General features: G+C 67.7%; 24 protein-coding genes and 1 riboswitch. Of the genes, 14 read left to right on the forward strand and 10 right to left on the reverse strand.

Annotated elements, in window-relative coordinates:
* Positions 1-4 precede the first annotated feature (4 nt).
* Positions 5-397: a Co2+/Mg2+ efflux facilitator ApaG/CorD gene (gene apaG, locus V5F84_RS07320; RefSeq protein WP_394046097.1), complete on the reverse strand. Its 393-nt coding sequence runs from the start codon at positions 395-397 to the stop codon at positions 5-7.
* 144 nt (positions 398-541) lie between these two features.
* The gene (locus tag V5F84_RS07325; RefSeq protein WP_394046099.1) at positions 542-1,738 is read right to left on the reverse strand and encodes an O-succinylhomoserine sulfhydrylase; all 1,197 of its coding nucleotides are present in this window, start codon (positions 1,736-1,738) and stop codon (positions 542-544) included.
* Between the two features lie 52 nt (positions 1,739-1,790).
* Positions 1,791-1,870, reverse strand: a riboswitch (SAM riboswitch).
* Positions 1,871-1,948: 78 nt separating this feature from the next.
* On the opposite strand from V5F84_RS07325, the gene V5F84_RS07330 reads away from it, so the two are divergent.
* Entirely contained in the window at positions 1,949-3,061 is a 1,113-nt protein-coding gene (locus V5F84_RS07330; protein ID WP_394046101.1) for a 2'-deoxycytidine 5'-triphosphate deaminase, read from the forward strand.
* A 20-nt stretch (positions 3,062-3,081) separates the two neighbouring features.
* A complete protein-coding gene (locus tag V5F84_RS07335; RefSeq protein WP_394046103.1) occupies positions 3,082-3,564 on the forward strand; it encodes a DUF6790 family protein in 483 nt (160 codons plus the stop codon).
* 55 nt (positions 3,565-3,619) lie between these two features.
* Here the strand turns inward: V5F84_RS07335 and V5F84_RS07340 are convergent, their stop codons facing one another.
* Positions 3,620-5,863, reverse strand: a complete 2,244-nt coding sequence (locus tag V5F84_RS07340; RefSeq protein ID WP_394046105.1) for an FUSC family protein — start codon at positions 5,861-5,863, stop codon at positions 3,620-3,622.
* Between the two features lie 132 nt (positions 5,864-5,995).
* On the reverse strand, positions 5,996-6,304 hold the full coding sequence (locus tag V5F84_RS07345) for a hypothetical protein (RefSeq protein ID WP_394046107.1): 309 nt from the start codon (positions 6,302-6,304) through the stop codon (positions 5,996-5,998).
* Between the two features lie 318 nt (positions 6,305-6,622).
* On the opposite strand from V5F84_RS07345, the gene zapE reads away from it, so the two are divergent.
* From zapE to lpdA, 9 genes are all read left to right on the forward strand, one after another.
* The gene (gene zapE / locus V5F84_RS07350) at positions 6,623-7,804 is read left to right on the forward strand and encodes a cell division protein ZapE (RefSeq protein ID WP_394046109.1); all 1,182 of its coding nucleotides are present in this window, start codon (positions 6,623-6,625) and stop codon (positions 7,802-7,804) included.
* A 394-nt stretch (positions 7,805-8,198) separates the two neighbouring features.
* Positions 8,199-9,164, forward strand: a complete 966-nt coding sequence (gene mdh, locus V5F84_RS07355; protein ID WP_394046111.1) for a malate dehydrogenase — start codon at positions 8,199-8,201, stop codon at positions 9,162-9,164.
* A 131-nt stretch (positions 9,165-9,295) separates the two neighbouring features.
* Positions 9,296-10,498 carry an ADP-forming succinate--CoA ligase subunit beta gene (gene sucC, locus V5F84_RS07360; RefSeq protein ID WP_509277177.1) on the forward strand — a complete coding sequence of 401 codons (1,203 nt, stop codon included), beginning with the start codon at positions 9,296-9,298 and terminating at the stop codon, positions 10,496-10,498.
* On the forward strand, positions 10,498-11,382 hold the full coding sequence (gene sucD, locus V5F84_RS07365; protein ID WP_394046902.1) for a succinate--CoA ligase subunit alpha: 885 nt from the start codon (positions 10,498-10,500) through the stop codon (positions 11,380-11,382). Before sucC ends, sucD begins: the two co-directional genes overlap by 1 nt.
* Before the next feature lie 342 nt (positions 11,383-11,724).
* On the forward strand, positions 11,725-14,679 hold the full coding sequence (locus V5F84_RS07370) for a 2-oxoglutarate dehydrogenase E1 component (protein ID WP_394046119.1): 2,955 nt from the start codon (positions 11,725-11,727) through the stop codon (positions 14,677-14,679).
* Positions 14,680-14,730: 51 nt separating this feature from the next.
* On the forward strand, positions 14,731-15,963 hold the full coding sequence (gene odhB / locus V5F84_RS07375) for a 2-oxoglutarate dehydrogenase complex dihydrolipoyllysine-residue succinyltransferase (protein WP_394046121.1): 1,233 nt from the start codon (positions 14,731-14,733) through the stop codon (positions 15,961-15,963).
* 22 nt (positions 15,964-15,985) lie between these two features.
* On the forward strand, positions 15,986-16,237 hold the full coding sequence (locus tag V5F84_RS07380; protein ID WP_394046123.1) for a DUF4160 domain-containing protein: 252 nt from the start codon (positions 15,986-15,988) through the stop codon (positions 16,235-16,237).
* A complete protein-coding gene (locus V5F84_RS07385) occupies positions 16,234-16,524 on the forward strand; it encodes a DUF2442 domain-containing protein (RefSeq protein ID WP_394046125.1) in 291 nt (96 codons plus the stop codon). The genes V5F84_RS07380 and V5F84_RS07385 overlap by 4 nt, the downstream gene beginning before the upstream one ends.
* Before the next feature lie 21 nt (positions 16,525-16,545).
* Positions 16,546-17,949 (forward strand): dihydrolipoyl dehydrogenase, encoded by a 1,404-nt coding sequence (lpdA, locus tag V5F84_RS07390; protein ID WP_394046127.1) that lies wholly within the window; start codon positions 16,546-16,548, stop codon positions 17,947-17,949.
* Positions 17,950-18,016: 67 nt separating this feature from the next.
* Here lpdA and V5F84_RS07395 read toward each other — a convergent pair whose 3' ends face one another.
* Together V5F84_RS07395 and V5F84_RS07400 are read right to left on the reverse strand one after the other, a co-directional pair.
* Positions 18,017-18,199, reverse strand: coding sequence for a hypothetical protein (locus V5F84_RS07395; RefSeq protein WP_394046129.1), 183 nt, complete (start codon positions 18,197-18,199; stop codon positions 18,017-18,019).
* A 264-nt stretch (positions 18,200-18,463) separates the two neighbouring features.
* Complete coding sequence (locus tag V5F84_RS07400) at positions 18,464-18,871, reverse strand: VOC family protein (protein ID WP_394046131.1); 408 nt, start codon at positions 18,869-18,871, stop codon at positions 18,464-18,466.
* A gap of 187 nt (positions 18,872-19,058) precedes the next feature.
* On the opposite strand from V5F84_RS07400, the gene V5F84_RS07405 reads away from it, so the two are divergent.
* Positions 19,059-19,619, forward strand: a complete 561-nt coding sequence (locus tag V5F84_RS07405; protein ID WP_394046133.1) for a hypothetical protein — start codon at positions 19,059-19,061, stop codon at positions 19,617-19,619.
* A gap of 4 nt (positions 19,620-19,623) precedes the next feature.
* Here the strand turns inward: V5F84_RS07405 and V5F84_RS07410 are convergent, their stop codons facing one another.
* The gene (locus V5F84_RS07410; RefSeq protein ID WP_394046135.1) at positions 19,624-20,607 is read right to left on the reverse strand and encodes a tyrosine recombinase XerC; all 984 of its coding nucleotides are present in this window, start codon (positions 20,605-20,607) and stop codon (positions 19,624-19,626) included.
* Between the two features lie 139 nt (positions 20,608-20,746).
* Between V5F84_RS07410 and V5F84_RS07415 the strand changes: the two genes are divergently transcribed.
* Positions 20,747-21,364: a PadR family transcriptional regulator gene (locus V5F84_RS07415; RefSeq protein ID WP_394046137.1), complete on the forward strand. Its 618-nt coding sequence runs from the start codon at positions 20,747-20,749 to the stop codon at positions 21,362-21,364.
* 332 nt (positions 21,365-21,696) lie between these two features.
* On the opposite strand, the gene V5F84_RS07420 is transcribed toward V5F84_RS07415, so the two are convergent.
* Positions 21,697-22,206: a YaiI/YqxD family protein gene (locus tag V5F84_RS07420; RefSeq protein ID WP_394046139.1), complete on the reverse strand. Its 510-nt coding sequence runs from the start codon at positions 22,204-22,206 to the stop codon at positions 21,697-21,699.
* A gap of 89 nt (positions 22,207-22,295) precedes the next feature.
* Here V5F84_RS07420 and V5F84_RS07425 point away from each other — a divergent pair, with 89 nt between their 5' ends.
* Positions 22,296-23,096: a phosphatase PAP2 family protein gene (locus V5F84_RS07425; protein WP_394046141.1), complete on the forward strand. Its 801-nt coding sequence runs from the start codon at positions 22,296-22,298 to the stop codon at positions 23,094-23,096.
* A 60-nt stretch (positions 23,097-23,156) separates the two neighbouring features.
* Here the strand turns inward: V5F84_RS07425 and V5F84_RS07430 are convergent, their stop codons facing one another.
* Together V5F84_RS07430 and V5F84_RS07435 are read right to left on the reverse strand one after the other, a co-directional pair.
* On the reverse strand, positions 23,157-24,089 hold the full coding sequence (locus V5F84_RS07430) for a ribose-phosphate pyrophosphokinase (RefSeq protein ID WP_394046143.1): 933 nt from the start codon (positions 24,087-24,089) through the stop codon (positions 23,157-23,159).
* Between the two features lie 110 nt (positions 24,090-24,199).
* On the reverse strand, positions 24,200-24,877 hold the full coding sequence (locus tag V5F84_RS07435) for a hypothetical protein (protein WP_394046145.1): 678 nt from the start codon (positions 24,875-24,877) through the stop codon (positions 24,200-24,202).
* Positions 24,878-24,885: the final 8 nt, after the last annotated feature.

The raw sequence follows: 24,885 nt of genomic DNA on the forward strand, positions 1-24,885 counted from the left end.
CCACTCAGTTGAGAACGCGGCGCATGTCCGGCGTATCGAGGGAGAATGCGGGGATTTCCACCGAGAAGGATTCGCCCGTCTCGGTCAACATCTCGTAGTGCCCGCTCATAATGCCCATGGCGGTCGCGAGCGGCACGCCGGAGGTGTATTCAAACCGCCCGCCGGGGGGAAGCACCGGCTCCTCGCCCACCACGCCGGGCCCGCGCACTTCCTCCACATGGCCGTGGGCGTCGGTGATGACCCAGTGGCGCGCCTTGAGCTGCACGACATCGCCGCCCAGGTTCACCACCTCGATGGTGTAGGCCCAGAAGAAATTGCCCTGGTCCGGGTCCGAGCGCTCCGCCACATAGCGCGGCGTCGCCGTCACCTGGATCTGGCGCGTCGTCGCCCGATACATCCGATCCCCCTTATATTTCACTGCCTGCGCACACAGTGAACCCGCGATGCGGGCACGGCGCAATGGGGTCCCGGCGAGAACCGTCGCGCTGCGGCGTCGCGGGTGGGGCGAAGGCGCGCCGCGGTCCGGCGGCGCGCCTTGCGCTCACACCTTTTCCAGCGCCTGGGTGAGGTCGGCGATCAGGTCGCCGGCATGTTCCAGGCCGACGGAAAGGCGCACCAGCCCGTCGGAAATCCCCATCTCGGCCCGCGCCTCGGGGGTGAAGCGCTGATGGGTGGTGGTCGCGGGATGGGTCAGCAGGCTCTTGGAATCGCCGAGATTGTTGGAGATGCGGATCAGCCGCAGCGCATTGGCGAAGCGGAACGCGCCGTCCTTGCCGCCGCCCACAACGAACGTGGTCAGCGTGCCGCCGCCCTTCATCTGCCGGCGCGCGAGCGCCGCCTGGGGATGATCGGCACGGAACGGATAGATCACCTTTTCCACCTTGGGGGAGGCCGCGAGGGCATCGGCGATGGCGGCCGCGCTCGCCTGCTGGCGCTCCACGCGCAGCGCCAGGGTTTCCATGCCCTTCAGCAGCACCCAGGCGTTGAAGGGCGAGATGGAGGGGCCGGTCTGGCGCAGATAGGTTTGCAGGCCCTCGGTGATGAAGGCGTCCGAGGCGAGGATCACCCCGCCGAGGCACCGGCCCTGCCCATCGATATGCTTGGTGGCCGAATAGACCACCACGTCGGCGCCGAGTTCGAACGGCTTCTGCAGCAGCGGGGTGGCGAACACATTGTCCACCACCAGCCGCGCGCCGGCCGAATGAGCGATCTTCGCCACCGCGGCGATGTCGATGATTTCCAGCGTCGGGTTGGTGGGGCTCTCCAGGAATAGCACCTTGGTGTTGCCCTTCACCGCCGCCTGCCAGGCCTCGAGGTTCGTGCCGTCGACGAGCGTCGTCTCGACGCCGAAGCGGGGCAGGAAATCCTCGATGATCCAGCGGCAGGAGCCGAACAGGGCGCGCGCCGCCACCACATGGTCGCCCGCCTTGAGCTGGCAGATCAGCGCCGCATTCACCGCCGCCATGCCGGAGGCGGTGGCGCGGGCGGCCTGCGCGCCTTCCAGCAGGGCCATGCGGCTTTCGAACATGGCGGTGGTGGGATTGCCGTAGCGCGAATAGATGAAGCCCGGATCCTCGCCCTTGAACCGCGCCTCGCAGGATTCCGCGTCGTCATAGACGAAGCCCTGGGTGAGATAGAGCGCCTCCGCAGTCTCCCCATAAGGCGAACGGGTGGTGCCGCCCTGCACGAGCAGGGTATCGGGATGGAGGGTGGAGAAATCCGGGGGGATGTGCGCCAAGGTCTTCGAGCCTCAAATGAGGCCGAGGACGCGTAGGAAGGGGCGCGCATGCCCCGTACGATCCCCGGCCTTTTAGCGATTTATTTAGCGTGGCAGCAAGCCGGCCGGCTCAAATTCACCACGGAACGGCTCAGTTAAAGCGCGTGGCACACTTGGCGTCAAGGGATGCGTCCGTTAAACCGAACGGTGGGACAGGGAGGCGGAGTGCAGGTGGACCAGCTGAAACCGGGCATCTTGCCGTCACAGGCCATTGCCGCGCTGCACGAGGCCGGCGGCATCGTCACGAAGCGGGCGTTCGACGACGACCAGATCCAGCCGGCCAGCCTCGATCTGCGGCTCGGGCGCACGGCCTGGCGCATCCGCGCCAGCTTCCTGCCGGGTGCCGGCACAAGCGTGAAGCAGCGGCTGGAGGATCTCGCCCTCCACAAGCTCGACCTGGCCGATGGCGCCGTGCTGGAAACCGGCTGCGTCTATCTGGTGCAATTGTTCGAGAAGCTCAGGCTTCCGGCGGATGTCTCCGCCGCCACCAATCCGAAAAGCTCCACCGGCCGGCTCGATGTGTTCACCCGCGTGATCACCGACGGCGCGCGCGCCTTCGATGCCATCCCCGCCGGCTACGAGGGGCCGCTGTTCCTGGAAATCTCGCCCCGCACCTTCCCGATCCTGGCGCGCACCGGCTCGCGCCTGTCGCAGGTGCGGTTCCGGCGCGGCGTCTCGCGCCTGTCCGATCTCGAACTGCTGACCCTCCAGAGCGCCGAGCAATTGGTGAATGCGCAAAAGCCCGACGTGGTGGGCGGCGGCATCGCGGTCGGGGTCGATCTGGCGGGCGAGGCCTGGGGCGGGCTCCTGGGTTTCCGGGCCAAGCGGCACACCGGGGTGGTCGACGTGGATCGCCGCAACGCGCTCGATGTCGAGGATTTCTGGGAGCCGATCCGGGCGCGCGGGCGCACCAGCCTCGTGCTGGACCCCGACGCCTTCTACATCCTCGCCTCCCGCGAGGCGGTGCAGGTGCCGCCGGCCTTCGCCGCCGAAATGGTGCCGTTCGACCCGCTGGTGGGCGAATTCCGCGTGCATTACGCGGGTTTCTTCGATCCCGGCTTCGGCCATGCGGCGGCCGGCGGCAGCGGTGCGCGCGCGGTGCTCGAAGTGCGCTCGCGCGAGGTGCCGTTCATCCTCGAACACGGCCAGACCGTGGGCCGTCTCGTCTATGAGCGCATGGCGGCGCGGCCGAAGGCGCTCTACGGGGAGGGGCTCGGCTCCAACTACCAGGGGCAGGGCCTGAAGCTCTCCAAGCATTTCCGCGCCTTCGTGCCGGAGCACTGAAACGGGGAGGGGGAGCGGCCATGATTGACGCTTCGATTGCGTTCGTGCTGAAAAATATCCCGGAGATCCTGTTCGTTGCCGCCTTCGTGCTGGCGGCGGTGACCCGGAGCCCGGCCTATTTTCCCGCCCGGCTGCTGGGTTGGCTGCTCCTGTCGGCCGGTCTCGCTTATGCGTGGGCGGGTTTTTTTCACATTTTCTTTCCGCACCTTGCGGCGTCGAGCATCGGCTGGGCGGTCAGCCCGTTCCAGTTTGAGATCGGCGTGGCGGACGCCGCCATCGGCGTCGTCGCGATCCGGTCCTTCTGGCGCACCTTGGACTTCAAGGGGCCCGTGGTCGGCTATCTCTCGCTGTTTTCCATCGGCGTCGCCTACGGCCATATCCGCGACGCGATCTCTGCGGGAAACCTCGCGGCCGATAATTTCGGGCCGCTGCTGGTGGTCACGCTGGTCCATGCTTTGCTGCTGCCCGTGCTGTACCTGCTGGCCCGCAGGAACGGCGCCTGAGCCTGGGCATCGTCCTGCGCCATCCGCGGCAGACGCCGCTGAATGTCGGTCGGGCCTACGCCGCCTCCAGCGCCTTGCGGGCGGCGGGCTTGGGCGCGTGGGCCTGGGCGGGATTGAGCAGCGCCCGCAGATCGGCGAGCGGGCGCAGCACGGCTTCGGAAAAGCTCAGGTAATCGGCCACGAAGGGCAGCAGGCGGCGGGTGCCATGGTCGCTCGCCATTTCCAGGGCGATCGACACGGCCGCGTCGAGTTCCGGGGCCGCGCCGGAATGCATGGTCGGTGTCGCGAGCCCCAGCGCCTGGTCGAAGGCCGCGAGCGTGCGGGCGCGCGCCGCCTCCAGGATGGTGACGGTCTCCGGCGGGGGCGAGAGCGTATCGAGCCGGTGCGCCACATCCTCCAGCAGGGCCAGATAGGTGATGAGGATTTCCAGGGTGGACACCAGCGTCACCACATCGCCGGCCGAGCGGTGGCCGAGCGAGGTTTCCGCGCCGATATGCGGCAGGCGTTCCGACAATTGCCGCAGGTCGGCGGAGAGCGCGGCGGTGACATTGCCCATCTCGCCGGGAATGCTGCCCTTGCGCGGCCAGCAATTGGCGAATGCCGCCCGGCACTGGCTGACCATGCCGACCACCTGGTTGCGGATCTGGTCCGCCACATAGACCGGAAGCACCACGAACGAGACCACGAGCGCGATGATGGCGCCGATCGCGGTCTCGTAGATGCGCGCGATCATGCCGTCGGCGCCGAGCCCGGTGACGAGGTGCAGCCCCACCACCACCGAAAGGCCGGTGGCGGCGGAGGCGACGTCGTACCGGTCGCGCTGGGTGACGAGGCCGATCATCTGCGCGATCAGGCAGGCGGCGGCCAGCAGCCAGATATTGCGGTCCAGCCCCACCACCAGCGCGATGCCGATGACCGCGCCGGCCAGGGTGCCCACGGTGCGATAGCGCACCCGCACATAGGTTTCGCCCAGGCTGTTGCCCAGCACGAACATCACCGTCATGGTCGCCCAATAGGCATGGTCGAGCCCCACCACGAGATCGAGCGTGGTGGTGATGGCGGTGGCGATCAGGCCCTGGATGGCGACCTTGGTATAGAAGGGCATCCCCGCGGAGGCCGCGGGGGCGACGGGCGCGCCGGGGGGCGGCGGGCCCGGTGTGATCAGTCCGGCGGCGGCCTCCGGCGGGACGTTCCAGCGCGCGGTATCGACGCTTTCCAGGCGCGACAGGTCGGTGACCACGAGGAACAGGCGGTCGAAGGCCGTGACGGCGCGCAGCAGCGCCAGTTGCTCCTTGGCGGAAATGTCAGGCCGCATGGCGGCTTCGCGCAGCCGCCCGATGGCGCCGCGCATGCGCTCGGGATCGTGGAACGGCTGCCGCAGCCCGGCTTCCAGGTGACGCGCCAGCTGGTCGGCGCAGGCGGCCAATGGGGCGCGCCACGCCCCGTCGGACCCCTGCGGATCGGGAATGCAGTCGCCCAGCAATTGGGTGGCCACGCGCAGGCGGTACACCAGCGAGCGCACCGCCTCGATATATTCGCGCGCCTGGGGATCCTCGGCCGCGGCGTTCACCAGCGCGGCGCGCACGCGGATCTTGATGCGGTCCAGCATCTCCGCCGGAGGCGGCGGCACGCGCACCCCGGAGCGCACGCAGGTGCCGAGCAGGTGGAGGTATTCACCAACCGTCGCTCCGGCTTCCACCACGGAATTTGAATACACCTTCAGCGCCGACGGCCGCGCGAGGGTGAAGCGGACGAGGAAGGTCACGATCCCGCCTTGCACCGCCGCCAGCAGCAGCCAGGCGGCCTGCTCGCGGGTCGGGTGAAGCACGGCGGCGACCGTGGCGATGATGATGAGCGCGATGCCCATCCGCTGGCCTTCCATGCCGAAGCGCCGCAGATAGAGCGCGATGCAGGTGAGCGGCACCAGCAGGAGCTTCATCGCCAGTTCGTTGGCCGGCGCGTTCCCCGGCGCCGCGATCACCACGGCGATGAGCAGGGCGATGGTGAGGGCGAACAATTTGCCGAAGCTGATGGCTTCCGCCCGGCGGCTGGCCGATGGCGTGAAATTGATCAGCACCAGCGCCGTCATCGCCCCGGCCATGGGGAAGACGACGTCCAGGTTCAGATGAAAGGCGCGGGAGGTCGCGTAGCCGAGGCAGATGACCAGAACGAAGGAGACGGCGAGATGGAGCGCGCGCGTGCTGTCGATGCCGCCGGGATCGTGGTCCGACAGCCAGCGGGCGAGCCGTCCCACCAGGGTCCTCCGCTCATCGAATGCGCCGACCTGCGGATCCTGCATCGCTCCATCCCTTTGCGATTCAAGGCGTCGGATCGCAAAGGTTCATGGCGCGCGGCAAAAGTCCAGATGCCGCCCGCCGGTGTCCCGCGCGGCGCACGGCCCGAGGACCGGCACCGCGCGGGGGAACGGGACTTATTGGACCACGTAGCCGCCCTCCGGGACGATGGTCACGGGGGCCGGCGCGACCGGATAGACCGGCACATAGACCCGCGGCGCCGGTACGATCATGGTGGAATTGCGCCCCCCGACCGACTGGGACTGCTGGTCCTGGATCAGCATGTAGCCGCCGTGGGCGCGCAGATAATCCATCTGGCGCAGCTGCACCTGGCTGTCATTGACCTGATTGATGGAATCGTCGGCGCGCGCGGCGGCGGACATGCCGGACGCGGCCGCGAGGGTGAGTGCGACGAGGGCGGTGCCGGTGGCGATGAACTTGTTCATGGCGAACTCCTTCAAACGTGCGCACGTCCTCGTTCGCGAGGAACCGCGCCGGCGCGGGGGTGGCCCGCGAGGTGAGATGCGATGTGCGGGCCCGGATGCAGCGCGCCGCGCTCGGTCCGGGCCGGTCTGTGAAGGAAACGCACAGGTGCGCGCTTGGTTTCCTCGCCCCTGCGCATTTCGCCGGCTGCGCGACCCGGGACCCGGCCGGAGGGGCCTTTCGCGGTGCGAAAGCGCGTGCGAAAAAGCGTTCAAATTTTCCCGCGCATGCTCTAAAGCGGCGCACGGTGCCGCGCGTCACGCCTGGCCCCTGGAGGAGACATGATGGCGGCTGGCGCGCGCGTTCTTTCCCGCTACGAAGCCATGGTGCGCGCCGGGGAGATCACGCCCGATCCCGCGCAGGCAGCCGTGATCCAGGCGTTCGCCCGCCTGGAAGTCGAACTGCGCGATCGGCTGCTCGCCCGCAAATCCTCCGCGCTCGGCTGGCTGTTCCACCGCCGCACCCCCACCGCGCCGCGCGGCCTCTACATCTATGGCGAGGTCGGGCGCGGCAAGACCATGCTGATGGACCTGTTCTTCGAGAGCGTGGAGGTGCGCGCCAAGCGGCGCGCGCATTTCCACGAATTCATGGCGGACGTCCACGACCGCATCTTCGCTGAGCGGCAGGCGCAGAAGCGCGGCGAGCGCAAGACCTCGGACCCGCTCCAGCCGGTGGCCGACGATCTCGCCAAGCAGGTGCAGCTTCTGTGCTTCGACGAATTCCACGTCACCGACATCGCCGACGCCATGATCCTCGGCCGGCTGTTCCAGAAGCTGTTCGCCGACGGCGTGGTGGTGGTCGCCACCTCGAACGTGAAGCCGGACGATCTTTATGCCGGCGGCCTCAACCGTTCGCTGTTCCTGCCCTTCATCGCCATGATCGACGAGAAGATGGAGGTGCTGAACCTCGACGCGCGCACCGATTATCGCATGGAGAAGCTGGAAGGCCTGCCGGTGTGGTACGAGCCGCTCGGCCCGGCCGCGCATGAAGCGCTGGATCGCGCCTGGGCGAAAATCGCCGGGCCCGAGGGCGGGCGGCCGACCGCGATCGCCAATCACAGCCGGCTCATCCCGGTGCCGCTGGCCGGCAACGGCGCCGCGCGCTTCAGCTTCGCCGATCTGTGCGAGCAGCCGCTCGGGGCGGGGGATTATCTGCGCATCTCGCGCGCCTTCCACACCGTCGTCATCGAGGGCATTCCGGTGATGGACGGGGACCATCGCAACGAGGCCAAGCGCTTCATCTCGCTGATCGATACCTTCTACGACGGCGGCGTGAAGCTGATCGCCTCGGCGGCGGCGGAGCCGGAAAAGCTCTATCTGGGCTCGCAGGGGGCGGAAGCGTTTGAATTCGCCCGCACCGTCTCGCGCCTGCACGAGATGCGCTCCACCGAATATCTCGGGCGCACCCACGGCCGGGCGGATTCGGCGGCCTCCGGCAACACCACCGGCCTGGTGGAGACCTGAGGCGCCTGTCTGGAAGTACCTGTCTGGAAGCGCCGGCCTGGTCGCTGCGCCGGGCCTTTGCGGCGCCCGTCTCGTCGAAAACCGGGTCCGACGCGCGGCATCGCGCCGGCCTCTTCTTCCGCCGGATCGCCGGAAATCCGCGACGGCCCGCAGCCGCCGATGTGCCGAACCGGCCGCGCGCGTCATCACGGTGTCGCGCGCGTCGGCGAACACTGCCGGCTGCTTGTTCGTCCTTGGACCAATTGGCAGCGTTGGGGCGATGTCTATAAGCAGAGCCGGGGTTCGGGCCGCGATTGCACGGCGCTGGCGTCTTGAACCCCCTGCCGGATGGGAGTAGTCAAGCCCCGCTCGGCCTTGGCCGCTCCTTTTTGCCCGTATCCGAGGATCCTCTCACATGGCGCGCAATAAGATTGCTTTGATCGGAGCCGGCCAGATCGGCGGCACGCTCGCCCTTCTTTCCGGACTGAAGGAACTCGGCGACGTGGTTCTGTTCGACGTGGCCGAGGGCACGCCCCAGGGCAAGGCGCTCGATCTGGCCGAGCTGTCGCCGGTGGAAGGCTTCGATGCCAAGCTGTCGGGCGCGAATTCCTATGAGGACATCTCCGGCGCCGACGTGGTGATCGTTACCGCCGGCGTGCCGCGCAAGCCCGGCATGAGCCGCGACGATTTGCTGTCCATCAATCTGAAGGTGATGGAGCAGGTGGGCGCCGGCATCGCCAAATATGCGCCCAATGCCTTCGTGATCTGCATCACCAACCCGCTCGACGCCATGGTGTGGGCGCTGCAGAAATCCTGCGGCCTGCCCAAGGAGAAGGTGGTCGGCATGGCCGGGGTGCTGGACAGCGCCCGCTTCCGCTACTTCCTGGCTGACGAGTTCAAGGTCTCGGTGAAGGATGTGACCGCCTTCGTGATGGGCGGCCACGGCGACACCATGGTGCCGCTGATCCGCTATTCCACGGTGGCGGGCATCTCGGTTCCCGACCTCATCAAGATGGGCTGGACCACCCAGGAGCGCATCGACACCATCATCCAGCGCACCCGCGACGGCGGCGCGGAGATCGTGAACCTGCTGAAGACCGGCTCCGCCTTCTATGCCCCGGCCGCCTCCGCCATCGCCATGGCCGAGAGCTACCTGAAGGACAAGAAGCGGGTGCTGCCGGCGGCGGCCTATCTCTCGGGCGAATACGGCCTTAAGGACATCTATGTGGGTGTCCCGGTGGTGATCGGCGCCGGCGGCGTCGAGCGCATCGTCGAGGTCGAGCTGGACCGCACGGAGCGGGCGAATTTCGACAAGTCGGTATCGGCCGTTCAAGGCCTGGTGGATGCTTGCCTCAAGATCGCGCCCGATCTGAGCAAGTGAATGAAGTGCGCGACGGCGGTCCTCGGGCCGCCGTTTCCTTGTCGGGCGGGTCCAACCGCCGGCTTTGACACTCCGAAATGTTCCACTCCATCCGGGGTGGGTCACTTCGAAACCCTTAGGGACGAAGCCCCATGAACATCCATGAGTACCAGGCGAAGGCGCTGCTGAAGAGCTACGGCGCGCCGGTTTCCCGCGGCATCGCGGTGTTTAGCCCGGACGAGGCCGAGAAGGCCGCGACCGAGCTCGGCGGCCCGCTCTGGGTCGTGAAGTCCCAGATCCACGCCGGCGGGCGCGGCAAGGGCAAGTTCAAGGAAGCCGCCGCGGGCGAAAAGGGCGGCGTGCGCCTCGCCAAGTCGGTGGAGGAGGTGAAGGCCTTCGCCGCGCAGATGCTGGGCAACACCCTCGTCACCATCCAGACCGGCCCGGTGGGCAAGCAGGTGAACCGCCTCTATATCGAGGACGGCTCCGACATCGAGAAGGAATTCTACCTCTCGCTGCTGGTGGACCGCACCACCTCGCGCGTGTCGTTCGTCGTGTCCACCGAAGGCGGCATGGACATCGAGGACGTGGCCCACAACACCCCTGAGAAGATCGTCAGCTTCTCGGTCGACCCGGCCACCGGCGTGCAGCCGTTCCACGGCCGCAAGGTCGCCGACGCGCTCGGCCTTGCCGGCGACCTCGCCAAGCAGGCGGGCAAGCTGACCGACGTGCTCTACAAGGCGTTCGTCGCCACCGACATGGAAATGCTCGAGATCAACCCGCTGATCGTCACCAAGGACAATCGCCTGGTGGTGCTCGACGCGAAGGTGTCGTTCGACGGCAACGCCCTGTTCCGTCATCCCGACCTGGTCGAGCTGCGCGACCTGACCGAGGAAGACGCCAAGGAGATCGAAGCCTCCAAGTATGACCTCGCCTATATCACGCTCGACGGCACCATCGGCTGCATGGTGAACGGCGCGGGCCTCGCCATGGCGACGCTGGACATCATCAAGCTGTATGGCGAGAGCCCGGCCAACTTCCTCGACGTGGGCGGCGGCGCCAGCGAGGAGAAGGTGACGGCGGCGTTCAAGATCATCACCGCGGATCCCAATGTGAAGGGCATCCTGGTGAACATCTTCGGCGGCATCATGAAGTGCGACGTGATCGCGCGCGGCGTCCTGGAGGCGGTGAAGACCGTCGGCCTGGAAGTGCCCCTGGTGGTGCGCCTGGAAGGCACCAATGTTGAACTGGGCAAGCAGATCATCCGCGAAAGCGGGTTGAATGTGATCCCCGCCGATGACCTCGACGACGCCGCGCAGAAGATCGTGGGCGCGGTGAAGAAGGAAGCTGCGTGATGTCCGTGCTTATCGACGCCAATACCAAGGTCATCACCCAGGGTTTCACGGGTAAGAACGGCACCTTCCATTCCGAGCAGGCGGTCGCCTACGGAACCAAGATGGTCGGCGGCACCTCGCCCGGCAAGGGCGGCACCACCCATCTCGGCCTGCCGGTGTTCGACACCGTGATCGAGGCGCGCGAGGCCACCGGCGCCGACGCCAGCGTGATCTATGTGCCGCCTCCGGGCGCCGCGGACGCGATCCTGGAAGCCATCGACGCGGAAATCCCGCTCATCGTCTGCATCACCGAAGGCATCCCGGTGCTGGACATGGTGAAGGTGAAGCGCGCGCTCTCCGGCTCCAAGTCGCGCCTGATCGGGCCGAACTGCCCGGGCGTGATGACGGCCGGCGAATGCAAGATCGGCATCATGCCGGGCAACATCTTCAAGCAGGGTTCGGTGGGCGTGGTCTCGCGCTCGGGCACGCTGACCTATGAGGCGGTGTTCCAGACCACGCAGGAAGGCCTCGGCCAGACCAGCGCGGTGGGCATCGGCGGCGACCCGGTGAAGGGCACCGAGTTCATCGACATCCTGGAGCTGTTCCTGGCGGACCCGAAGACGCAGTCGATCGTGATGATCGGCGAGATCGGCGGCTCGGCGGAAGAGGATGCGGCGCAGTTCATCGCGGACGAGGCCAAGCGCGGGCGCAAGAAGCCGATGGTGGGCTTCATCGCCGGCCGCACGGCGCCTCCGGGCCGCCGCATGGGCCATGCGGGCGCGATCATCTCGGGCGGCAAGGGCGGCGCGGAAGACAAGATCGCGGCCATGGAAGCCGCCGGCATCCGCGTCTCGCCTTCGCCCGCGCGCCTCGGCAAGACCCTGGTCGAAGTCCTCAAGGGCTGATCGATCCCGGCCCGGCAGCCCCCGCTGCCGGGCGACCGCTCCTTTTGCGGGCCTGCCGCGAATTTCGCCACGGCGGCGTGGCTTGCATGGGACGCCGTTCGGCCCTGCGGATAAAGCTGCCAAAAGGACGCGGATTGTCCCTTCCGTGCACCATGCGGCAGGTTTATGTACGGGGCGTCGATCGTCGCGCCTCCGGCCGAGCCGGAGGCCTTTCGGTCGAAAGGCTGGGATCTTAGCCGTCCCAGTCTCAACTTTGTGGCAGCGCTCGGCGCTTGGGGCTTGGTTTTCGGGGCGAGTTGCGCTCTTAAAGCCACGGCGCCAAGGCCATCCGGGATTAAGCCCATGTCGCGTGCGGACCAGAACGAACAGCTTCTCGCCACCTCCTTCCTGTACGGAGGTAACGCTCAGTGGATCGACGATCTCTATGCCCGCTACGAAGCTGACCCAGCTTCGGTGGATGCGCAGTGGCAGAGCTTCTTCGCCGCCCTGAACGATGATCCCGCCCAGGTTCGCAAGAATGCCGACGGGGCCTCCTGGAAAAAGCCGAACTGGCCGGTCCATGCCAATGGCGAACTGGTCTCGGCCCTCGACGGCAATTGGATCGAGGTCGAGAAGAAGGTCGCGGACAAGGTCCAGGCCAAGGCCCAGAAGGCCGGCATCGAATTCTCCTCCACCGACGTGCAGCAGGCGACCCGCGATTCCGTGAAGGCGCTGATGATGATCCGCGCCTATCGCATGCGCGGCCATCTGCACGCGGACCTCGACCCGCTCAAGCTCACCCCGCCGCGCGAGGCGCCCGAGCTCGACCCGGTGTCCTACGGCTTCTATGAGGCCGACCTCGACCGCAAGATCTTCATCGACAATGTGCTCGGGCTCGAATTCGCGACCGTGCGCGAGATGATCGCCATCCTGCGCCGCACCTATTGCCGCACCATCGGCGTCGAGTTCATGCACATCTCCTCGCCCGAGGAGAAGGCCTGGATCCAGGAGCGCATCGAGGGGCCGGACAAGGAAGTCAGCTTCACCCGCGAGGGCAAGCGCGCCATCCTCAACAAGCTGGTGGAGGCCGAGGGCTTCGAGAAGTTCCTCGACGTGAAATACACCGGCACCAAGCGCTTCGGCCTGGACGGCGGCGAGAGCCTGATCCCGGCGCTGGAGCAGATCATCAAGCGCGGCGGCAGCCTCGGGGTCGAGGACATCGTGTTCGGCATGGCCCATCGCGGCCGCCTGAACACGCTGACCCAGGTGATGGGCAAGCCCCACCGCGCCCTGTTCCACGAGTTCAAGGGCGGCTCCTGGGCCCCCGACGAGGTCGAGGGCTCGGGCGATGTGAAGTACCATCTCGGTGCCTCGTCCGACCGCGAGTTCGACGGCAACAAGGTCCATATCTCGCTGACCGCCAACCCCTCGCACCTGGAGATCGTCGATCCCGTGGTGCTCGGCAAGGCGCGCGCCAAGCAGGACCAGCTGAAGGACAGCGAGCGCGTCAAGGTGCTGCCGCTGCTGATCCACGGCGATGCCGCCTTCGCCGGCCAGGGCGTGGTCGCCGAATGCCTCGGCCTGTCGGGGCTGAAGGGTCACCGCACCGGCGGCTCGATCCATTTCATCATCAACAACCAGATCGGCTTCACCACCAATCCGCGCTATTCGCGCTCCTCGCCCTATCCCTCGGATGTAGCGAAGATGATCGAGGCGCCGATCTTCCATGTGAACGGCGACGATCCCGAGGCGGTGACCTTCTGCGCCAAGGTGGCGATCGAGTTCCGCCAGCGGTTCCACAAGCCGGTGGTCGTGGACATGTTCTGCTATCGCCGCTACGGCCACAACGAGGGCGACGAGCCTTCGTTCACCCAGCCGCACATGTATAAGGTGATCCGCCAGCACCCGAGCGTGCTCGACCTGTATTCCAACCGCCTGGTGGAAGAAGGCGTGCTGGAAACCGGCGAGGTGGACAAGCTCCGCGCCGCCTGGCGCGACCGGCTGGAAGGCGAATATGAGGCCGGTCAGGCCTACAAGCCCAACAAGGCCGACTGGCTGGACGGGCGCTGGGCCGGCTTCAAGGCGATCCACGAGGACGACGATCCGCGTCGCGGCGACACCGGCGTCGCGCTCGATCGCCTGAAGGACATCGGCGAGAAGATCACCCGCGTGCCGGAGGGCTTCACCGTCCATCGCACGATCCAGCGCTTCCTCGACAACCGCCGCAGCGCGATCGAGACCGGCGAGGGGATCGACTGGGCGACCGGCGAGGCGCTCGCCTTCTGCACCCTGCTGGAGGAGGGCAATCCCGTCCGCCTGTCCGGCCAGGACGTGGAGCGCGGCACCTTCTCCCAGCGCCATTCGGTGCTGACCGACCAGAACAACGAGGCGCGCTACAAGCCGTTCAACCATCTCACGGCCGACCAGGCCAAGTACGAGGTCATCAATTCGATGCTCTCGGAAGAGGCGGTGCTCGGCTTCGAATATGGCTACACCCTCTCGGAGCCCAACACGCTGGTTCTGTGGGAAGCCCAGTTCGGCGACTTCGCGAACGGCGCGCAGGTGGTGTTCGACCAGTTCATCTCCTCGGGCGAGCGCAAGTGGCTGCGCATGTCGGGCCTCGTGTGCCTGCTGCCGCATGGCTACGAAGGCCAGGGGCCGGAGCATTCCTCCGCCCGCCTGGAGCGCTATCTCCAGATGTGCGCGGAAGACAATATGCAGGTGGCGAACTGCACCACGCCTGCCAATTACTTCCACATCCTGCGCCGCCAGATGAAGCGCGAGTTCCGCAAGCCGCTCATCCTGATGACGCCGAAGTCGCTGCTGCGCCACAAGCGGGCGGTCTCCAGCCTGTCGGAACTGGCGGCGGGCACCAGCTTCCACCGCATCCTGTTCGACGATGCCCAGTCGCATCCGACCGCGGATTCGGTGAAGCTGGTGGCGGACGACAAGATCCGCCGCGTCGTGCTGTGCACCGGCAAGGTCTATTACGACCTCTATGAGGAGCGCGAGAAGCGCGGAACCAACGACGTGTATCTGATGCGCGTCGAGCAATTGTTCCCGTTCCCGCTCAAGACCCTGGTCCAGGAACTCTCGCGCTTCAAGAACGCGGAAGTGGTCTGGTGCCAGGAAGAGCCGAAGAACCAGGGTGCCTGGGCCTTCGTGCAGCCGTATCTGGAATGGGTGCTGGAGAATATCGGCGCCGCTTCCAAGCGTCCGCGCTATGCCGGCCGTCCGGCGTCCGCGGCCACCGCCACCGGGCTCATGTCCAAGCATCTCGCGCAGCTGAAGGCGTTCCTCGAGGACGCCCTCGCCTGAGGACAGGCTCTTCCGCTCGATAACCCGCCCCAACGAAAGAAGACGATCCCCATGGCCACCGAGATCCGCGTTCCAACGCTCGGCGAATCCGTGACGGAAGCGACCATCGGCAAGTGGTTCAAGAAGCCGGGCGAGGCGGTGAAAGCCGACGAGCCGCTGGTGGAGCTTGAAACCGACAAGGTCACCGTGGAAGTGCCGGCGCCCGCCGCCGGCGTGCTGTCCGAAATCGTCGCCAAGGATGGCGAGACGGTCGGGGTCGGCGCGCTGCTCGGCATGCTCGGCGAAGGCTCGGGCGCCGCCGCGGCGCCCGCGCCCAAGGCCGAGGCTCCGAAGGCCGAGGCTCCCAAGGCCGCCCCGGCTCCCGCCGCCGCCCCTGCGCCTGCGCCCGCCAAGGCGGCCGCCGCCGATGCCAACGGCCCCGCCGTCGCCCGCCTCGCGGCGGAGAGCGGCGTGTCGCCGGCCGGCGTGGACGGCTCCGGCAAGGACGGCCGCGTGACCAAGGGCGACATGCTCTCGGCCATCGCCGCCGTGCAGGCCGCACCCGCCCCGGTGGCCGCCCGCGCGCCCTCCTCGGCGAACGAGGCCGCGCGCGAAGAGCGCGTGAAGATGACCAAGCTGCGGCAGACCATCGCCCGCCGCCTGAAGGACGCCCAGAACACCGCCGCCATGCTCACCACGTTCAATGACGTGGACATGAGCGGCGTCATGGGCCTGCGCGCCCAGTTCAAGGATGCCTTCGAGAAGAAGCACGGCACGAAGCTCGGCTTCATGGGCTTCTTCACCAAGGCCGTGATCCAGGCGCTGAAGGACATCCCGGCGGTGAACGCCGAGATCGACGGCACCGATCTCGTCTACAAGAACTATTACAACATCGGCATCGCGGTGGGCACCGAGAAGGGTCTCGTGGTTCCGGTGGTGCGCGACGCCGACCAGATGTCGGTGGCGGAGATCGAGAAGGCCATCGCCGCCTACGGCCGCAAGGCGCGTGACGGCAAGCTCGGCATCGAGGACATGCAGGGCGGCACCTTCACCATCACCAACGGCGGCATCTACGGCTCGCTGATGTCCACCCCCATCCTCAACGCGCCGCAGTCGGGCATTCTCGGCATGCACCGCATCGAGGAACGGCCGGTGGCCATCAAGGGCCAGGTGGTGATCCGCCCGATGATGTACCTCGCGCTCTCCTACGACCACCGCATCGTCGACGGCCGCGAGGCCGTGACCTTCCTGGTGCGCGTGAAGGAAACCCTGGAAGATCCGGCGCGCCTCGTTCTGGATCTGTGAGGGCCCGCGCTCGAGCGCGAACATGCCCACGATCGCTGTCGTGGAGGGGATGAAGATCCTCGTTTATAGTAACGGGCACGGTGTTCCGCATTTCCATGTTCTTTATGCGGAGCACCGTGTCGTTATCGAGATTGAGACACTCGACGTTCTGGAAGGTGACCTGCCCCGCGCCAAGCTGCGGACGATCCTGGAGTGGGCGCAGCCGCGAAAGACACAGATTTTTCTCCAGTGGACCAATGCCACCACGGGGCTGCCGACCGAGAGGATTCCATGAATACGTTGCCACGTATCCGGACCGCGGAGCCCGTGATCAACGGCGTCATGAAGCTCGTGTTTCTCGATGGCTATGAGGGCGTCGTCGACCTGCGTCCCATCATCGCCCGCGGCAAGATCTTCACTTTTCTCCAGGAGCCCGAGAACTTCGCGAAGGTTCAAGTGGAGGAATACGGGCCCCACATCTTCTGGACGGATGACACCGGCAACGAAATCGACTTCGGTGCCGACCAGCTTCGCAAGGATTGCGAAAAGCAGGCGCAACTGCATCTGCTTGCCGCAAGCTGATCAATCGAGAGCAATTTCCCCATGTCCTACGATCTCATCGTCATCGGCACCGGCCCCGGCGGCTATGTCGGCGCCATCCGCGCGGCGCAGCTCGGCCTGAAGGTCGCCGTGGTGGAGAAGCGCGCCACCCATGGCGGCACCTGCCTGAACGTGGGGTGCATCCCCTCCAAGGCGCTGCTCTACGCCTCCGAATTCTTCGAGGAAGCCGGCCACAAGTTCGCCTCCATGGGCATCGGCGTCAGCGCGCCCACGCTCGATCTTCCCACCATGCTCGCCTTCAAGGACAAGGGCGTGGACGGCAATGTGAAGGGCGTCGAGTTCCTGCTGAAGAAGAACAAGATCGACGTGTATTTCGGCGCCGGCAAGATCCTGGCGCCCGGCAAGGTGGAAGTCACCCTCAATTCCGACGGCTCCAAGCAGGTGGTCGAGACGAAGAACATCGTCATCGCCACCGGCTCCGACGTGGCGCAGCTGCCCGGCGTGACCATCGACGAGGAGCGCATCGTCTCCTCCACCGGCGCGCTCAGCCTCCCCAAGGTGCCCGGCAAGCTGGTGGTGGTGGGCGCGGGCGTGATCGGCCTCGAGCTCGGCAGCGTGTGGCGCCGCCTCGGCGCGCAGGTGACCGTGGTGGAATATCTCGACCGCATCCTGCCCGGCATGGACGGCGACGTGGCGAAGTCGTTCCAGCGCATCCTCGCCAAGCAGGGCTTCGACTTCAAGCTCGGCACCAAGGTCACGGGCGTCGACACGTCCGGCGCGACGCTGAAGGTGTCCATCGAGCCCGCCGCCGGCGGCGCGGCCGAGACGCTGGAAGCGGACGTGGTGCTGGTGGCCATCGGCCGCGTCGCCTACACCGCCGGGCTCGGCCTCGCCGAGATCGGGGTCGAGACCGACAAGCGCGGCCGCGTGGTGGTGGATCCCCACTTCAAGTCGAACGTGGACGGCATCTATGCCATCGGCGACGTGATCGCCGGCCCCATGCTCGCCCACAAGGCCGAGGACGAAGGCGTCGCGGTGGCGGAGATCCTGGCCGGCAAGGCGGGCCATGTGAATTACGACGTGATCCCCGGCGTGGTCTACACGTTCCCGGAAGTGGCCTCCGTCGGCAAGACCGAGGAAGAGCTGAAGGACGCGGGCATCGCCTATAACGTCGGCAAATTCCCCTTCACCGCCAACGGCCGCGCGAAGGTGAACAACACCACCGACGGGTTCGTGAAGGTCCTGGCCGACGCCGCGACCGACAAGGTGCTCGGCGTCCACATCATCGGCGCCGAGGCGGGCGAACTGATCCACGAATGCGCCGTGCTGATGGAGTTCGGCGGCTCGTCCGAGGATCTGGCCCGCACCTGCCATGCCCATCCCACCCGCTCGGAAGCGGTGAAGGAAGCGGCCATGGCGGTGGAAAAGCGCGCCATCCATATGTGAGAATGAGGGCCGGCCTCCGCACCCCGGGGGCCGGCCCTTTTCGCGAAATCCGCTGCCGAAGCCCGCGTCAGGTGCGCTTGCTGGGGATGGGCGCCGAGACCGTCACGGTCGAATCCGTGGTGGTGACATCCGCCGCCGCGTCGGGCGGGCAATTGGCGAAGGCGGGAGCCGCCGGAGCGACGACGACGACGCCCACGGCCAGCAGGGCCATGATCGCGAACGCCCGCAGGGCGATAGCAGTCGGTCTCATCCGTCTCACTCCCGTTGTGGTCACGCCTTGAGGCTAGACCCGGGATTGCGAGCCGGCGAAGCCCGAATAAATCGCACTTGCCCGCGAAATCGGCAAAATGCGTGCCCCGCTGCGGCCGATCACGAAAAGGTGAGATCCAACGCTGGGTTGCGTTCCTTTCCCCCTCCGTTGACGTTACGGGCGTCTGGAGGCGGCTACGCGCCGGGCGAAGCGCCGGCCCCCGGGGGGAGCCGGCCCGTCGCATCCTGCCCCGTGGCGCCGTTCTCAGACCGGGCTGAAGGTCACCGCCTCGATCCGCCAGCCGTCCGGGTCGGTGAGGAAGCCGGCGTAATAGCTCGGCCCATAGGCCGGGCGCGGCCCCGGCGCGCCGTTGCAGGCACCGCCCGCGAGGAGGCCCGCCGCGTGAAACGCATGCACGCCGGCCCGCTCCGCCGCCTTGAAGCACAGGTGGGTGCCCGGCGGGCAGGAGATGGCCGCGCCCTTGCGCTCTTCCAACCAGAACGGCGGCGTGTCGTCCGGTCCGGCCGTGGCGGGGCCGAAGCCGGCGGAGCGGGTGCCGGTGGGCTCGTCATAGAGTACCGCGCGCACGATCCCGAGGGGAGCAAGCACGCTTTCGTAAAAGGCGAGGGAGCGGTCGAGGTCGGTGACGCCGATCGAGATATGGTCGAACATGAAACAGCGGTCTCCAGAAACACCCAGGACGGGGAGGCTGCGCCCCGGCGGGGACCGCGCGCAAGACGCATCGCGCGCCGCCCGCCCGCGGCAGCCTCGAGCGAAGCTTTAGCAATCCGCGCGCCAGTTGCCGGCTTGCCGCCACGCGGCCATTGAAACGCCACGGGCGATGGGCCATGTCTGGGCCATGGTCTCTTCCCCTCCGCCGCCCGAGGCGCGCAGCCGTTTGCATCCGCTGTTCGTGGTGCTCGCCGTGGTCTTCCTCGTGGAGGCGTGGCTGTGGCGCAAGCTGGCGCCCATGGTGCGCTGGTGCGCGGACCTCCTGCCGTTCGAGGCGTTCAAGGCGGCGCTGTCGCGCTGGGCCCATCGCCTGCCGCCCTATGGCGCGTTCGCCCTGTTCGTGGTGCCGCTGCTGTTGGTGGAGCCGCTTTACATCGTCGCGCTATGGGCCTTCGCCCATGAGCGCTGGTTCCTCGGGAGCCTGGCGGTGGTGATGGAAAAGCTGGTGGGCGTCGCGCTCATGGCGTTCCTGTTCGACGTGTGCCGGGCGCAGCTTCTGTCCATCGGCTGGTTCGCGCGCCTGTTCAACTGGCTGGTGCGGGTCAAGAACTGGGCCGAGGCCGAGGTGGAACCGGTGAAGCTGCGCATCCAGGAGATGATGGCGCGCATTCGCGCGGCGACGCCCGGCGGCGGCATCTGGCTGCGGGTGCGCGCCCTGCGGCGCCGCGCCTTCTCCTCGCGGTCGTAAGGCCTCAAGCGCGGGGATGGGCGGCGCGATAGGCCGCCATCAGATGGCTTTCGTCCAGCGCGGTATAGATCTGCGTCGTGGACAGGGAGGCATGGCCCAGCAATTCCTGGATGGCGCGCAATTCGCCGCCCCGCGCCAGCAGATGGGTGGCGAAGGAATGGCGCAGCGCGTGCGGCGTCGCGCTATCGGGCAGCCCGAGAGCGCCGCGCATGCGCTCCACCGCGAGTTGCACGATGCGGGGCGAGAGCGGGCCGCCGCGCAGGCCGACAAACAGCGGGCCGTCGGCTTCCAGCGGGTGGGGACAGGCTTTCACATAGGCGCGCACCGCGTCCACCACCGGCGCGATCACCGGCACCATGCGCGTCTTATTGCCCTTGCCGGTGACGATGATGTGGTCCACCGGCCCCTCGGGCGGGATCTGGCCGGCGGTGAGGCCGAGCGCTTCGGAAATGCGCAGGCCCGCGCCATAGAGCAAGGCGAGCACCGCCGCGTCGCGCACCAGCACCCACAGGTCCCTTTCTTCACCGGCGCGGGTCTGCGGATCGGTCAGCGCGCGGGCCGCTGCGATGCCGACGGGCTTTGGCAGGCCACGCGGCACCTTGGGCGCCCGGACCGCGGTGAGCGCGCCCACCGCGCCCTGGCCCTCGCGTTCCAGATGGCGGGCGAACGAGCGCGCGGCGGCGAGCAGCCGCACCAGGGTGCGCGGCGCGACCCCCTCGGCCTTGCGGCCGGCGAGCACGGCGCGCACGTCGGCGGGGGTGAGGGCGGCGAGATCGGCGAGCGTGGGCGCGCCGCCGAGATGCAGCGCGAGCCGGTTCAGCACCAAAGCGAGATCGCGCGCATAGGCTTCCAGCGTCTTGGCCGAGAGGCGCCGTTCGTGGGCAAGGCGGGCGAGCCAGGCTTCCACGGCCGCGCGCATCTGCGGGCTCAAGGGCGCAAGCAGGCCCTCGATGGCGCGCGCCGCCTTCTGCGCGTCGGTCATGGCCATGGCGGCTCTCCTCGCTGCATTCCGCTGCATCCTAACTTGCGCCCTTTAACGAAGGGCTGCACCCCCTCTTGCGAAAAAGATATATCTAACGATATAAAACGGCGTGGACCTATCTTTAGATATATCTCAGGAGTGCGGAATGTTTGGATGCAGACACCACGGCGGCGACCGCCGTTTCGCAATGGCCCGCGGCGATGACGGCGGCTTCGGCCGGGGCGGTCATGGACGCGGCCGGGGCGGCGGCGGCGATATGTTCCGCCTCGGGCGCATGCTCGCCCAGGGCGATCTCAAGCTGCTGGCGCTCGCACTGATCGCCGAGCAGCCGCGCCACGGCTACGAGCTCATCAAGCTGATCGAGGAGAAGACCGCCGGCTGGTATTCGCCGAGCCCCGGCATCGTCTATCCCACCCTCACCTTCCTGGAAGAGGCGGGCTATGTGACGGCCGAGAGCGAAGGCGCCAAGAAGCGCTATGCCATCACCGCCGAGGGCGAGGCCTATCTCGCGCAGAACCGCGATTTCGCCGATGCCCTGCTCGGGCGCCTCGCCGAGATCGGCAACAAGATGAGCCGCTTCCGCCGCTGGATGGGCCGGGGCGAGGGCGAAGGCGCCTCCCACGCCGAGCTGCCGCGCCTGGTGGAAGCCGCGCTGGAGAATCTGCGCGAGGTCTCCGGCCAGCGCCTGGACGCCAATCGCGGCGCCGAGACGCGGATCGTGGAAATCCTCGCCCGCGCCGCCGCCGACATCCGCGAAGCGTGATCGCAGAGGCCGCGGGGCGGAGGTATCGGCGCACTGCTCCGCCCTCGCGCGCAAGCGAGCGTCCCGGCCTCGCCGCCGGGACGCGGGGAAGCCGGCAGGGAGGCCGGCAGGGAGGCGGGCAGGGCGGCCGGCGGGGGAGAGGCGGGGGCGGTCCGCGCGGGGCGCGGAGTCATGCGTGCCGAACGTCCGGCCGAAATCGCGGTTAGGAGCGCCGCAGACCCACGGAGAAGCGCGGAGACGCGCCAGAAAATCCCGGTTCGTCTACGCTAAGTCATTGTTTCACGTGAAACATTTTTCGCGCATCCGGCCTCGGGCGCGCGGTTTCCCAAGGTCTATTTGCCGCCCGCCGCGACATAGCCGGCCCGTTTCAGCCGCACGATGGCGAGATCCAGCGCGGACAAAAATTGCGAGCGATCGCGCGGGGAAAACGGCGCCGGCCCGCCGGTGGTCGCGCCCGCCGAGCGCAATTCGTCCATGAGGTTGCGGGTCGCCAGCGCCATGCCGATGCTGTCGGTGGTGAAGGGCCGTCCGGTGGGGCTGATCACATCCGCCCCCGCCTTCACGCAGCGGCTGGCCAGCGGCACGTCGGCGGTGATCACCACATCGCCCTTCGACACCCGCTCGGCGATCCAGTCGTCCGCCACGTCCGGCCCGCTCGGCACCAGCACGCGCTCGATGTCCGGCGAGCGGGGCAAGGCGATGGGGCTGTTGGAGACCACGAACACCTTCAGCCCGTGACGTTCCGCCACGCGATAGATCTCCGCCTTCACCGGGCAGGCGTCGGCATCCACATAAAGCGCGATGGGGGCTTCCCGAGGGGCCGGTTTCGCTGGCACGATCATGGGCGCTGCATCGCATCCTTCCCCGCCCGCCGGAACCCGCCGCGCCAACGCGCGTTGACGGGCGGAGCGAACTTCTGCATGGGACCGCCATGAACCCGCTGCTGAGCGCCGTGCGCACCCGCCTTCACGCCATTCCGCTGCTCGGGCCCGTGTTCACCCGGGTGAGCGGGCTGGAGCGGACCACGCTCGCCATCGTCGGCCTCTCCGCCGCAGCGCTCTATTTCTTTCTCGCCTTGGCCGGCGAGGTGATGGAGGGGGAGACGCGCGGCCTGGATGAAACCATCCTGCTTGCCCTGCGCAATCCGGCGGACAGGTCCGATCCGCTCGGCCCGCCCTGGCTGGAAGAGAGCATGCGCGACCTCACCGCGCTCGGCGGCACAACGATTCTGGTGCTGGTGACCCTGGCGGTGATCGCCTATCTGCTGCTGGTGCGCCGGCGGCTGACCGCGCTGATGGTGCTCGGCTCCATCGCCGGCGGCGCCCTGCTGAGCAGCACCGTGAAGATCCTGTTCGACCGCGCCCGGCCGGATCTGGTGCCGCACGGCATGGCGGTCTATTCGGCGAGCTTTCCGAGCGGCCATTCCATGATGTCCGCGGTCGTCTATCTTACCCTCGGGGCCTTGCTGGCGCGCGCGCAGGTACGCCAGCGGGTGAAGGTGTATCTGCTGGGGCTGGCGGCCTTTGTCACCGTGATCGTCGGCCTGAGCCGGCTGTATCTGGGTGTGCACTGGCCGACGGACGTGCTCGGCGGCTGGGCGCTGGGCGCGGCCTGGGCCGCCGGCTGCTGGCTGGTGATGCTGTGGCTCCAGACCCGGGGCGAGATGGAGCCGGAAGCCGCGACTGCGGCAGAAACCGCAGAGGCCGACTCCGCCTCCGGGGCCGAGGCCTGAGGCCGGCTCTCAAACGCCAAGGGCGCCCGTGGGCGCCCTTTTTTCAGGGGGCGCGGCCGGTCAGTCGAACAGGCTGGAGACCGATTCCTCGTGCGCCGTGCGGGCCACGGCCTCGCCGATCAGCGTGCCGATGGACAGCACCCGAATGTTGCGCGCCACCCGCACCGCCTCGGTGGGCTGGATGGAATCGGTGATCACCAGTTCCTTGAGCTTGGAGGCGGTGATGCGGGCCACCGCGCCGCCGGACAGCACGCCGTGGGTGATGTAGGCGTGCACTTCCTTGGCGCCGCGCGCCAAAAGCGCTTCCGCCGCATTCACCAGCGTGCCGCCGGAATCGACGATGTCGTCCACCAGGATGCAGGATCGGCCGTCCACATTGCCGATCACGTTCATGACCTCGCTCTCGCCCGGCCGCTCGCGCCGCTTGTCGACGATGGCGAGCTGGGCATCGATGCGCTTGGCCAGCGCTCGGGCGCGCACCACGCCGCCGACGTCGGGGGAAACCACCATGACGTTGTTCAGGTCGAACCGATCCTTGATGTCCCGCACCATGACAGGCGCGGAATAAAGATTGTCGGTGGGGATGTCGAAGAAGCCCTGGATCTGGCCGGCATGCAGATCCAGCGTCATCACGCGGTCGGCGCCGGCGTGGGTGATGAGATTGGCCACCAGCTTGGCGGAAATCGGCGTGCGGGGGCCGGGCTTTCGATCCTGGCGGGCATAGCCGAAATAGGGCAGCACCGCCGTGATGCGCTTGGCCGAGGCCCGGCGCAGCGCATCGATGATGATCAGCAATTCCATCAGATGGTCGTTGGCCGGGAAGGAAGTGGACTGGAGGACGAACACGTCCTCGCCGCGCACATTCTCCTGGATCTCCACGAAGATCTCCATGTCGGCGAAGCGCCGGACCACCGCCTTGGTGAGGGGCGTGGAGAGATAGGCCGCGATGGCTTCGGAGAGCGCGCGGTTCGAATTTCCAGCCACAAGCTTCATGGATACAGTCTCGGTCGACAACGGCACGCCGTCCGCACGATGCAGTGGCCGCCTTAAGAATTCGGGCAACCTGTAGGCACCCGCCACGGCTTTTGTAAAGCCTCTGAAACTCAGTGCTGCGCGAACGCCAGTGTCGTCGCGGGCTGCGGCTCGCCCTGCGGCTCCGCCTGCGCGACGGGCGGGCCGTCGGTGCCGATCGGCGCGCCCGCCGGGGCGGCCGGTGCCGCCGCCGGGGCCGGATCGGCCGCCGCGGGAGCCGCCGTCTGGCTGGGCGTTGCGGGCAGGCCTGCGGAAACCCGGCCGCTGGCCGGCACGCCGAGGCTTTCGGCCAGGCCCGCCATGGACTTGCCCGCGATCTTGGCGAGCACGGCTTCGTCGCACACCGCCCAGGCATCGCCCTTGACGCGCTTGGTGGTCTCTTCGCCAGTGATGCGGGCGACGCGCTGCTTGTCGGCGTCGAACACGTCCCAGGCATAGGCCACCGAGGTGGTGGTCTTGTCGGAATGGACCGCGAGATAGCCGCGCACCCGGTAGGCGGCCTTATCGGTGCGGGAAACCACCGCCACCTGCTGCATGTCGGCTTCCGCGCTGAGGCGGGTCACGAGCTTGTCGAAGGTGGGCTTGGGCGGGCCGTCGATGGATTCGAACGACAGGGTGCGGCTGGCGGAACTGGCCGTGCCGCCGTCGGTCTGGCATCCGGCGAGCGCAAGTCCAACACCCAGGACCAGAAGGCGCGAACCCCAGCGCACCGTTTGCATCCAGCGTGTGTTGGTGCTTGCGTCCGGCATGCGGCGCT

The sequence above is a fragment of the Roseixanthobacter liquoris genome, assembly GCF_043195135.2.
Classification (GTDB): domain Bacteria; phylum Pseudomonadota; class Alphaproteobacteria; order Rhizobiales; family Xanthobacteraceae; genus NCEH01.